This is a genomic window from Paraflavitalea speifideaquila (genome assembly GCF_032395985.1).
Taxonomy (GTDB): domain Bacteria; phylum Bacteroidota; class Bacteroidia; order Chitinophagales; family Chitinophagaceae; genus Paraflavitalea; species Paraflavitalea speifideaquila.
On sequence record NZ_CP135920.1, the window covers coordinates 1,889,833 to 1,901,762 of the forward strand.

Consider the following 11,930-nt stretch of genomic DNA (forward strand, 5'->3'; position numbering starts at 1 on the left):
CGACGTTAGCTATAGATCCTGTCGTGTGAACGAATGGCGTTCCATTCCGGAGTGGGTGCGAAATAGGATTTGTCGGAAGCATGCAAATGTTGTTTAATCACTTCATCATTCAATTCAATGCCCAGGCCGGGAGCAGTCAGGGGCAGGTTGGCAAATCCCTTGGTGATGAGTTTTCTGCCATCGGTTGTTTTGACGAGGTCTTCCCACCAAGGCAGGTCAATAGAGTGATGCTCCAGGGCCAGGAAATTCTGGGTGGCTGCTGCACAATGTACGCTGGCCATAAATGAAATAGGAGTGCCGGCCTGGTGCATGGCCATGGCGATGCCATTCTCTTCGGCATAATCGCCAATGCGCTTGGTCTCCAGGAGTCCGCCGGAAGAAGCGAGATCAGGATGCACAATATCAACGGCCCTTTTATCAATCAAAGCTTTGAATCCTTTGAGCAGGAAAATATCTTCGCCGGTGAGGCAGGGTGTTTCAATGCATCACTCAATGTTTTCCATTGATCGGTGAGCTCCCAGGACACAACATCTTCGAGCCAGGCGAGGCGGTATTTTTCCAAAGCCCTGCCAAGGCGTATGCCATTGTTCAAATCAAAATGGCCATAGTGATCGGAGGAGATGGGTGTTTCATAACCCACCATGCTGCGTACATTGTCTACGATGGCTGCCAGCTCGGCCAGGCCTTTATCGGTAATCTGTATCTGGGTGAAGGGATGCTGGGTGTTGGCGTATGACATGGGGTTGTTGAGGTCGCCCCATTGGGCGAGGTTGCCCTGGGCATTGCGCCAGGCATCTGCATTGATGAGGGTGCCGGGCTTGTCTTTTAATTCATTGATGGAAATATCCATCTTCAACCAGGTATATCCCTGTTCTTTCAGCCGGTAGTTAATGAGTTTCTTTTGTTCTTCGGGGAATTGGCTTCGGGGGTATCGGCATACAATCTTACTTTATCACGGTAGCGCCCACCCAATAATTGCCAGGCGGGTACATTGTAGGCTTTGCCGCAGAGGTCCCACAAGGCCATCTCCACAGCGCATACACCACCGGCCTGGCGGGCTGGTCCGCCGAATTGTCTTATTTTTTTGAAGAGCATTTCTACGTTGCAGGGATTCTCTCCAAGCAGGCGGCTTTTGAGGAATAAGGCATAGCGCTCGTCCGCGCCGTCTCTTACCTCGCCCAATCCATAGATGCCCTGGTTGGTGTCGATGCGTATCATGGCGGTTCTGCCGAGTACGGTGGTAACGCAATAACGCATATCGGTGATCTTAAGGTCGCAGGGCGCGGAGGCGCGGTTGACGCGTTGGGTGGATTGGGCTACAAGGTCTTCCACAGGACTGAACAGGAAAGCGCCGCCGAGGGAGAGGCCACCGAGGGAAGCATTTTTGAAAAAGGAACGGCGGCTGTTGTGGGCATCGCCGGGATGGAGTTGATTGTCATTGATGGGGGCGGGATCGGAAAGGCCCAGTTTGGAGAGGAGTTGTTGTGATGGTGTCATATAATATCTTTTTTGAGAATACAGAATTTAGAATCCAGAATCCAGGATGAATACAGGGGTCGACAAAAATGACGGCTCACCAGCTACGGTCTTTCATGAACTGGTCGAGCTCTTTTCTGCTCATGGGCAGTTTGCCGGGATTGGCATCGAGCCATTGCAGGAAATCTTTTTGATATCTTCGGTCCATTGGGTGTCGATCTGGCCGGGGTATATTTTCCTTCGCGAAGCCGCTGGTGACCAAAGGCATCGCGCAGGGAAATAAACTCGGCATTCAATACGACCTCTTCGAGCAGGTGGGCGGGAATGAATACGACACCGCCTTTCTTCGCCAGCACGGCATCGCCGGGCAATACGGTAGCCCTGCCGATGCGAATGGGCACATTGATACCACCCAACATCATTTGTTGTATATAGGATGGATCGTAGCCTTTGATCCAGGCATTGAATCCTTTGATCTCTTCGAGTCCTTCTACATCGCGTACGGAACCAAAGAAAATAACCCCGCGGGCAGACCTGGCATAAATGGCATTGCCGAGGTTGTCGCCAATGAGGGTGCCATCGACGACCTTGCCATAGCTATCGGCAATGTATATGTCGCCATTTTTCAACACATCAATGGGCCAGGAGTTGGGGGCACCGATGCGGCCTTCGGCCTTGCCTTTGTCTTTGATGAGCTTGTCGGCATCGGGGCGCAGGGGCATGTATTGGGCTGTGACGGCGCGGCCTGTCATGGCTGAATCGGGATGTAATACGATCCATTCGCCCTCAAACTGGTTTTGGTAACCCTTGTTGCGCAGGATGCCCCAGGCTTCTTCGAGGTGGACCGCCTTGAGGCGCTCAATAAACGGTCGGGCACATGGGGACGGCCGTCGGCAGATCGTTCACCTTTCCACTCAGGCGTGAGGCCTTTGATCTGGTCGGGGAGGGGTTACCTGCCGGGCGTGGAGGAGGCCGCACAGGAGTGAGAGGATCAATGTGAGTGTGTTCTTTTTCATATAGTTTTTTTAGGCAGGGAGGAAAAAGGCAACAAGGCATAGAGGCAATGAGGCAACGAGAGGGGCGGAAGGGTGGTGTCTGTCGGGTGTTGGTTTCGTTGTCATTATTTTGTTTTTGGTTGATGGGTGCTTCGGTGGCTGCATGTTTTTTGTTGCAGGTTGCCGATGGCTTCAAATTCATCGAATAGTTTGGTGCTCAGTCTTTCGAAAATGCGGAAGTAATCTGCATATACGGCATGGTGTTGTTGATTGGGTTTGTACAGATCGGGGAGCTGCACGGTCTGGGCGGCTTCGTCGAGTGATTTGTAAATACCCATTTCCGTAGCGGCCAATAACCAGGCGCCATAGCTCACACTGTGAAACTGCTGTCGCAGGCGCACGGGCTTGTTGTACATATCGGCAATTAACTGGGTACAGATAGGCAGGGTACCAAAGCTGCCATTGACGGAGAGGCTTTTGATGGTGCGCTGCTCGCCCAGGCTTTTGCCAATACTGTATATTTCATACAGGATGCCTTCGATGGTAGCACGCACAAAATGTTTGCGTTCGTGCTTGATGTTGAGTCCGAAGTAAGCGCCGCGGGCATTGGCATTCAAATGGGAGCGCGCTCACCCAGCAGGTAAGGCAGGAATAACAATCCCTCTGAACCTACGGGCACCTGGGCAGCTTCTTCGATCAGTTGCTGCATGCTGTGCTCTATATCGAAGGGATTGGTGAAATCGCCAAACTGGCGGGTAAACCATTCGAAGATATTGCCGCCGTTGTTGGTAGGGCCGCCGGATACATAAGATCCTTCCGTGAGGAGGTAATTAAAGAAACGCATCTGGTCGTCTTTCAATACTGCGGGGCCCATGATGCGCACGGCGCCGCTGTCTTCAATGGTAATGGTGGCATTGCCTTCGCCATTTACGCCATCGCCCAGGGTGGCCAGGCAACCATCGCTGGAACCAATCAATATTTTGGTATCGGCCGGCAGTCCCAGGGATTGCTGGTAGGCTTTTTTCAATTTGCCGGCAGTAGTAAATATGGGGGCGAGGCTGGGCAGTTGACCGGCTGTAATGCCGGCGTATTGCAGCGCCTCTTCTTCCCAGGCAATGGTATGGATATTGAGGAGGCCGGTGGCGGAAGCAATGCTATAGTCTATGAGGTATTCACCGGTAAGCTGGTGGATGATATAACTTTTGATGGACAGGAACTTGCTGGTTCGCCGGAAGCGCTCAGTGTCGTGTTCCCTGATCCAGGCTATTTTGAGCAGGGGGCTCATAGGATGGATGGGGTGCCGGTGGCGTCGTACAATTTTTGCCGGAGGGGAGCTGCGTAATTCCAGGGCTTCTTTTTGGCGCGGTTGTCGGACCAGGTAATGGCATTACCCAGGGGATTACCATTGTTATCGACGGCCAGTACGCTGTGCATGGCGGCGCTGAAACAAATACAGGCGCATTTGTATTTTTCGGGTGTACGTGTTCGTTCAGGAGGTTCTTCAGCACATAGAGGGTGGTAATGAATATCTGCTCGGGGTCCTGCTCACTGTGGTCGGGTTCGGTATGAAAGGTGGGGTAGTACCCTTTCAGGGAACCGATGACACGGCCATTGAGGTCGAAGGCAAACACTCTTATCCCGTTTGTTCCCAGCTCAATGGTGATGATACATTTCATGTGTATAATAATTATTTATTCTTCAAATGGTTTTTCTGAATTCACTGGGCCTGTAGCCGGTCAGTTTTTAAAGGTGGTGGAAAAATGTTGTGATGAATAGAACCCGGTATCGAGGGCTATATCGGTAACACTGATATCGGGCCGCTTCAATAATTTAATGGCTTCTGATATACGGATATTGATCAGGTAGTTGATGGGTGAAAAGCCGGAATAGCTTTTTACTCTTTCTGTAAACAGGGTAGTGCCGAGGCCTACGAGGGCGGCCATTTCTTCTACGGTCCATTGGTGGGAGAGGTCTTTCCGCAATACTTCTTCGAGGCGCATGAATATTTTGGGAAAGTCTCTGCCGGGCTGGCTTTGCCGGCTCATGTGCCGGGTGGTTTGAATCATGAGCTCATCGAGCTGGTGATTGATGGATGCCTGGTAACCAATTTCATGGTTGAAGAGTTCGGCCTGTATGCATTTGAATATTTTGACGGCCTCGGTAAACCTTGCCAACACCGGTGAGGTGTTTAAGGACAACATTTTACCAATGGCAGCGCCTTCGTTTTTGGAGAGGCCGCTCCATTTGCCGGGCAGGAGGTGGCCGTTGTCGAGTTTTTGAATAGCGAGGTGTAGCCAGGTGAAGGAACCTATTTCGAGTATGCCGATGTCGCTGCCAAAGGGTACGCCGGGCAGTATAATGGCTACATCACCAGGATAAAAACATAGGGCTGGTGGTTGATCCGCCATTCGAACTTGCCTTCTATAATAATATATATACGGAGGCATTCGGTAGTGGTGGTGAGGAATGCATTGAGTTGGATTGCGCCGTTCTTTCTAACGCCCACTTCGAGCAAGTGCGGGAATAACCGCAGTTCTGCAGACTTGCCTTGTTGTAGCAGGAATTGATTCATATGGCGTTAGATGTGGTCCGGAAGTCGGAAAGACCGGAAGTCCGGAAGAAAAACATTTTTACAGCTCTTCGATCGGGCTACATAAAGAAAGGAAATTTATTCGTGTCAGATGTACAAAATTCAACACAGTTCTATTTTGGAAGTTTTTGAACACAATAGCAGATAATTTGGCAGCTTAACGATTACTCACCAAAACAAACTTGCCGGTATGAAAAAGTATCCCAGCGGCAGGCCATCCCGTTATACGGGATTGTGGCTGCTTAGCTTTCTGCTCTTGTTTATATCCGCCGCCCATGCTCAAATAGTGACAGGTATTGTATCCGATGGAAAAGATACGAAGCTTGCACGTATTTCCGTAATAGTAAAAGGAACCTCACAGGGAACCATCACCGACAATGAAGGCAAATACAGTATTCCTATTCCGCCCGGTGCTGGAAACAATGCCACGCTTGTTTTCAGTTCGATTGGATATAAAACCCAGGAAGTAGACCTTGCGGGCCGCACAGTGATCAATGTATCGCTTGTACCTATTACCGGGGACATGGGGGAAGTGATCGTAACGGCGTTGGGTATCAAAAGGCAAGCGCGTGGACTGGGCTATGCTGCTACCAGTGTAAAACCCGAAGAACTTACTGTGAACCGGACCAGTAATGTAATGAATTCATTGCAGGGCAAAGTGGCCGGTGTTAATATTTCCTCCCTGGGCACGGGACCCGGTGGTACTTCAAAGATCCGTATCCGTGGTCAATCATCGTTGGGAGGACAAAATAATCCGCTGATCGTTATCAATGGTGTACCTGTTGACAATACAAACTTCAACGACAATACAATATCGGTAAAAGGAGGCGGGGTATATGCCGACGGCGGAGATGGTTTGTCAAGCATCAACCCCGATGATATTGAAAGCATGACTATCTTGAAAGGGGCGCCTGCTTCGGCACTGTATGGCTCACGCGCCAAAGATGGGGTGATCATGATCACCACCAAAACGAAAGGAAAAACCAAAGGCATCGGCATAACATACAACCTCAATTATACCAACGATACACCACTGGACTTTACCGGTTTTCAAAATGAATATGGACAAGGAGAGAATGGTGTACGTCCTACATCACCCAATCCTACTTCAGGGCAATGGTCGTTTGGTGAGAAATTTACGCCGGCGGCCACACAGGTGCTGTTTAATAACCTGACTGTTCCTTACCTGCCACAGGGAAGCCGCACCAGGGCATTCTACCGCCATGGTCAGAATATTGCCAACACGATCGCTTTTGAGAGCAGTAACGGGAAAGGAGGCTTGCGTCTGTCACTCAACAATACGGAGAATAAGGGCATCATGCCCAATAACTCCTTCAACCGCAAAACCATGAACCTGGGCTTCAGTTATGACCTGACAGAACGGTTCACCATGGCGGGCAATGTGAATTATTCGAGGGAGATCAATAAGAACCCGCCGAATATTACGAACCAGGACAATTCGATCCCTACCACATTGATGGCGCTGGCAACTTCGATGCCGCTCAGCGTACTGAATGAAAATAAGTACAATGCAGCCGGCAATGAATATCCCTGGTCCCGATTTACGAACCGGACAAATCCATATTGGGTATTGGCAGAACAGTTCAATACGATCAAACGCGACCGTATCTTTGGCAACATAACACTGAAGTACGACCTGCTGAGCTGGTTGAATGTACAGGGCCGTTTTGGACAGGATTACTGGTCGCGCGATGTAGATGTCAATAATTTCCCCACGGGGCAGGCATCGAGGGCGGCTGCACCTCCCGGATTTGTGAATGGTGTGTTTACACAGGAGTCGCGCCGGTTCCGGGAAACGAACCTCGATTTCCTGGTGAATGCGAATAAGGAGTTTGGTGACCTGGGCATCAATATAAACGCGGGCGGCAACCGCATGCGCAAGCGGTCGGACATTAACAATGTGGTGGTCACGGATTTTATCATCAGGGGTTTGTATACCGTGCAGAACGGCAGGGCGAAGGACCCGGTGTACGCGCTTTCAGAGCAAGGCGTCAATTCACTGTATGGTTCTGCGGAACTAAACTGGAAGAAGACCTTCTACCTGACGGGTACCGTGCGCAATGATTGGTTCTCTACACTGTCACCGGAGAACAGCAGCATTTTGTATCCTTCCGTATCGGGCAGTTATGTATTCTCGGAACATATACCAAATACTTCCTGGCTCAACTTTGCTAAAGTGAGGCTGGGCTATGCAGAAGTGGGCAGTGATGGGGATGTGGCGCCCTATTCGGATCAACTGTTCTATAATGTCAATGCCAATTTCATCAATAATCCGGCTGGCGTGCCGGTACCGGTGGGTACCAGCAATATAATTACCGGTACCACCAGCGGTACTACCCTGCCCAATCCTCACCTGAAACCCAGCCGCGTGGCCGAAACAGAGATCGGGCTGGAGCTGCGCATGTTCAATAACCGGCTGAACCTCGACCTGGCAGCTTACCGGAAGATCACGAGCGACCAGATCGTTTCGGTGCAGATATCCGATGCATCGGGTTATTTCAATACGCCGATCAACAGCGGTAAAAGTCGCAACTATGGCTTTGAGGGAATGCTGAACCTGGTGCCCGTCAAAAACAGGTATTTCACTTGGGAGTTTACAGCCAATACCTCTTACAATATTACCAGGGTACTCAGCATCATTACAGACAAACCCGGCGAGCGTATCACCACGGGTACACATGTATTTAACGGAGAAACCCGGCAGGTGGTGGGCCAGGAGATCGGTCAGATTGCCGGCTATGGTTATGCCCGGAATGTAAAGGGCCAAAGGATATTTCAATCCAATGGGTTGCCACTGCGCACACCCGACCTCGTATTGTTTGGCAGCGCATTACCCAAATGGGTAGGCGGCTTCCTCAACTCGTTTACGTACAAAGGCATTCACCTGACCGTTTTCATTGATTATAAGCTGGGCGGCAAAATGCTGTCAGGCACCAATTTCAATGCCGTGCGGCATGGGCTGCACCAGATGACATTGGAAGGCCGCACAGGCGGTGTGAAAGGAAATGGGGTAGATGCCAATGGTAATCCCAACAATGCCGTAGCGCCTGTACAAACGTATTGGGAACACCTGCGTTCACAACAGATCGTGGAAGCAGTAGTGTACAATGCCGGTTATTGAAGCTGCGCCAGGTATCATTGGGGTATGACCTTACCAAATGGGTACCTGCCAAATGGCCCATCAAAGGACTAAAGCTTGACCTTGTGGCCAACAATGTACTGATGTTGAAGAAATGGGTAGATAATATTGATCCGGAGACATTTGGCTTTGGCTCAGATAACCAGGTAGGATTGAATCGCCCGGACTGCCTACCGCCCGCAGCATAGGACTGAATGTGAATATTAAATTCTAACACTTTGCATTATGAAAAAGATATTTCAATATAGCTTACCTGTTTTATTCCTGCTGGCCGCTGGTTCCTGTGAGAAAGGACTGTCGGACATGAATGTGAACAAAACAAATCCTACTTCGCTCGACCCGGCGCTGTTGTTGAACCAGGCAGTTATCAATACCTCTTTCCCGGTAAAGACCATGGTATTTGAAATGGGCGTGGTGCAGCAGTTGGTAACGCCCAATGGTGGTGTACTGGCAGGCGCTAATTTCAACCAGGACAGCCGCGACGTAACCACGCAACCGTTGTGGACGGCTTACTACCAAAGCGTGATCAAGAATACGCATGATGCACTGACACGTGCCAAAGAGAATACCACCAGGGGCAATATGTACCAGATGGCCCGCATTTACCAGTCGTATGTGTTCATGATCCTGACAGATGCTTATGGCGACATTCCTTATTCGGAAGGAGGGGCCGGTATTTCGAGCCAGGTACTCTTCCCCCAATATGATAAGCAGCAGGATATTTATCCCAGGCTCATCCAGGAGTTGACAGAAGCTGCTGCTGCTTTAAACCCTGCAGGCATTGTAGAGAGTGGAGATGTATTGTATGCAGGCGATATAGCCAAATGGAAAAATTTGCTTACTCCCTGCTGCTGCGTGCGGGCATGCGGCTAAGCAAAAGGGATGAAACCAAAGCCAGGAGTACCGTGCAGGCCGCCGTGGCCGGTGGTGTGATTACGTCCAATGCCGACAATGCCTATATACGCCACGATGCCAATTTCACACAGCCCATAGGCAACACCCTCAATGGTAGTGAGGCGGCCAACTTCTACCTCACCAGGCCCTTTATAGATCAATTGAAAAACACCAATGATCCGCGCCTGCAGGCCATTGCCATTCGTTATGTAGGAGCTACCAGCGGTGCGGGACAAACGGTGGCCACCGGTTCTACCGACCCCACCAGGCAGATCGGCATGCCGGTCGGGAAAGACAATGGTACGATCGTAGCAACGGCTACTGCAGACGGGCTGGCCAGCTTTTATGATTATAGTCAGGCCGATCGCCGGCGGATGCTGAAGGTATCCTCGCCGGTATTCCTGCTAACCGCTGCACAAACCAACCTTTTACTGGCCGAAGCGCAGTTCAGGGGCTGGATCACAATGGGCTCGGCCACACAATATTATTCTGATGGGATCAGGGCCCATATAGACCAAATGGCCGTATATGATCCCAACTCGGCTGTAGCTGGTGCAGCCCGTGATGCCTATGTTGCTGCCAATCCACTTACAGCAGGCACCGAGCTGCAGCAGATCAATACACAATACTGGATCGCTTCCTTTTGAATGGTCCGGAAGCTTTCGCTAATTTTAGAAGAAGCGGCTTCCCGGCACTGACCCCAATCCGTACGGACAACCCAATAACCCCGATGTACCCAATGGCACTTTTATCAGGCGCCTTACCTACCCTGCTTCTGAACTGAGTGTGAATACCGAAAATGTAAATAAAGCCATAGCTAATCAAGGGGCAGATAAATTAAGTACCAGGGTATGGTGGGATAAGCCTTAAAGTCGGTAAAGTTGGTAGAGTCGGGAAGTTAGTAAAGTAGGTTGAGTCAGGAAAGTCGGGAAGTCGGTAAAGTTCGCACTTTCGGACTCCCGGACTTTCGGTCTTCCGGTCTTTCAGACTTCCGGTCTTTCAGACTTCCGGTCTTCCGGACTTCCGGTCTTTCAGACTCCCGGACCACATAGATTAAATCCACGAAATATGAGCGACCAGCAAAAATTAAGGAGCCACGATTGGTTTGGCAGAAAAGACAAGGACGGCATTATTTACAGGAGCTGGATGAAAAACCAGGGGATGCCCAATGACCTATTCGATGGCAGACCGGTGATTGGAATATGTAACACCTTCAGTGAACTGACTCCCTGCAATGCCCATTTCCGTGAGCATGCCGAAATGGTCAAACGGGGCGTGCTGGAAGCGGGCGGTTTCCCGGTGGAATTTCCGGTAATGAGCCTGGGAGAGACACTGCTGAAACCTACGGCCATGTTGTTTCGCAACCTGGCCAGTATGGATACAGAAGAAAGCATCCGCGGCAATCCCATGGATGGAGTGGTATTATTAACAGGTTGTGATAAAACCACCCCCTCTACAGTGATGGGCGCAGCTAGCGTGGGGCTGCCAACGATCGTAGTGCCCGGCGGCCCGATGTTGAATGGAAAATACAAAGGACAGGAAATTGGTTCGGGCACACAGGTGTGGAAGTTTGATGAGGACATGAAAACGGGGAGAATGTCGGCTGAGGATTGTGAATTTGCGGAGAGTTGTATGAGCCGCAGTATCGGGCATTGTATGACAATGGGCACGGCCAGTACGATGGCCTGTATGGCGGAATCGCTGGGCCTCACCTTACCCGGGGCTGCTGCTATACCGGCGGCGGATAGCCGGAAAAAGCAAATGGCGCAACTCAGTGGCCGGCGGATCGTGGAGATGGTAAGGGAGAACTTAACCATAGATAAAATACTCACGCGCGAAGCTTTTGAGAATGCCATCATCGTGAATGCCGCAGTAGGCGGTTCCAGCAATTTCATTATCCATTTATTGGCGATTGCCGGAAGGATGGGGGTGAAACTGGAACTGGAAGACTTTGACAGGATGGGTAGTAAGATACCGATGCTGCTGAACCTGATGCCTTCGGGCAAATATTTGATGGAAGACTTTTATTATGCGGGCGGATTACCCGTGATATTGAATGAACTAAAAGATCATTTGCATAAAAATGTGGTGACAGTCACGGGAAAGAACCTCCACGAGAATATCCAGGGAGCCACTACCAGCTACAATGAGAACGTGATCGCCACATTGGCCAACCCCATTATGCCCGAAGCAGGTTGTGTTGTAGTGAAGGGTAACCTGGCCTTGAATGGTGCAGTAATGAAGCCATCGGCTGCCACGCCGGCGCTGATGAAACACCGGGGCAGGGCGGTGGTCTTTGAAAGCATTGAAGATTACCATGCAAGGATCGATACGCCGGATCTGGATATTGATGAAAGTTGTGTGATGGTATTGAAATACGTGGGGCCGGTAGGTTACCCGGGCATGGCGGAAGTGGGCAATATGGCGCTTCCCAAAAAGCTATTACAAAAAGGAGTTACTGATATGGTACGCATTTCAGATGGCAGAATGAGCGGTACAGCTTATGGTACCGTGGTATTGCATGTATCGCCCGAGAGCGCGATCGGCGGCGCCCTGGCCCTCGTACAAAATGGTGATATGATCGAGCTGGATGTAGCGCAGCGCAGGCTGCACCTCGATATAACAGACAATGAACTGGCCGCCCGAAGGGTGGCCTGGACACCACCTAAGCCGGTAGCCACCCGTGGCTATATGAGCCTGTACATCAGGCATGTATTGGGTGCAGAGAAAGGCGCTGACCTCGATTTTTACAGGGCAGTTCAGGATCGACGGTAACAAGAGACTCCCATTAGCTAAGCGGGGAAGAGAGGAAGGG

9 protein-coding genes and 4 pseudogenes are annotated in these 11,930 nt (G+C 50.7%); 5 read left to right on the forward strand and 8 right to left on the reverse strand.

Annotated features, from left to right (window positions below; translation table 11 throughout):
• Nucleotides 1-5: 5 nt before the first annotated feature.
• From RS881_RS59390 to RS881_RS13110, 8 genes and pseudogenes are all read right to left on the reverse strand, one after another.
• A pseudogene (locus tag RS881_RS59390) lies at nt 6-850 on the reverse strand (enolase C-terminal domain-like protein).
• Between the two features lie 26 nt (nt 851-876).
• Nucleotides 877-1,497, reverse strand: a complete 621-nt coding sequence (locus RS881_RS13075) for an enolase-like domain-containing protein (protein WP_315821483.1) — start codon at nt 1,495-1,497, stop codon at nt 877-879.
• Between the two features lie 83 nt (nt 1,498-1,580).
• Complete coding sequence (locus RS881_RS13080; protein WP_315821484.1) at nt 1,581-2,228, reverse strand: RraA family protein; 648 nt, start codon at nt 2,226-2,228, stop codon at nt 1,581-1,583.
• Between the two features lie 368 nt (nt 2,229-2,596).
• Nucleotides 2,597-3,088, reverse strand: a complete 492-nt coding sequence (locus RS881_RS13085; RefSeq protein ID WP_315821485.1) for an FGGY-family carbohydrate kinase — start codon at nt 3,086-3,088, stop codon at nt 2,597-2,599.
• Nucleotides 3,085-3,905 (reverse strand): annotated as a pseudogene (locus RS881_RS13090) (FGGY family carbohydrate kinase). The gene RS881_RS13085 and the pseudogene RS881_RS13090 overlap by 4 nt, the downstream one beginning before the upstream one ends.
• Before the next feature lie 89 nt (nt 3,906-3,994).
• A pseudogene (locus RS881_RS13100) lies at nt 3,995-4,147 on the reverse strand (gluconokinase); the annotation flags it as partial.
• A 60-nt stretch (nt 4,148-4,207) separates the two neighbouring features.
• The gene (locus RS881_RS13105; protein WP_315821488.1) at nt 4,208-4,879 is read right to left on the reverse strand and encodes a helix-turn-helix transcriptional regulator; all 672 of its coding nucleotides are present in this window, start codon (nt 4,877-4,879) and stop codon (nt 4,208-4,210) included.
• Nucleotides 4,834-5,043 carry a hypothetical protein gene (locus tag RS881_RS13110; RefSeq protein ID WP_315821489.1) on the reverse strand — a complete coding sequence of 70 codons (210 nt, stop codon included), beginning with the start codon at nt 5,041-5,043 and terminating at the stop codon, nt 4,834-4,836. The genes RS881_RS13105 and RS881_RS13110 overlap by 46 nt, the downstream gene beginning before the upstream one ends.
• Before the next feature lie 208 nt (nt 5,044-5,251).
• Here RS881_RS13110 and RS881_RS13115 point away from each other — a divergent pair, with 208 nt between their 5' ends.
• The 5 genes and pseudogenes from RS881_RS13115 to RS881_RS13135 all read left to right on the forward strand — a co-directional run bounded on the left by RS881_RS13115 (nt 5,252) and on the right by RS881_RS13135 (nt 11,890).
• Nucleotides 5,252-8,203, forward strand: coding sequence for a SusC/RagA family TonB-linked outer membrane protein (locus tag RS881_RS13115; protein WP_315821490.1), 2,952 nt, complete (start codon nt 5,252-5,254; stop codon nt 8,201-8,203).
• Nucleotides 8,200-8,409 (forward strand): hypothetical protein, encoded by a 210-nt coding sequence (locus RS881_RS13120; RefSeq protein ID WP_315821491.1) that lies wholly within the window; start codon nt 8,200-8,202, stop codon nt 8,407-8,409. The genes RS881_RS13115 and RS881_RS13120 overlap by 4 nt, the downstream gene beginning before the upstream one ends.
• A gap of 115 nt (nt 8,410-8,524) precedes the next feature.
• Nucleotides 8,525-9,762 (forward strand): annotated as a pseudogene (locus RS881_RS13125) (SusD/RagB family nutrient-binding outer membrane lipoprotein).
• Between the two features lie 139 nt (nt 9,763-9,901).
• A complete protein-coding gene (locus tag RS881_RS13130) occupies nt 9,902-9,985 on the forward strand; it encodes a hypothetical protein (RefSeq protein WP_425476379.1) in 84 nt (27 codons plus the stop codon).
• A gap of 198 nt (nt 9,986-10,183) precedes the next feature.
• Complete coding sequence (locus RS881_RS13135) at nt 10,184-11,890, forward strand: IlvD/Edd family dehydratase (protein WP_315821492.1); 1,707 nt, start codon at nt 10,184-10,186, stop codon at nt 11,888-11,890.
• The last annotated feature ends 40 nt before the right edge of the window (nt 11,891-11,930 follow it).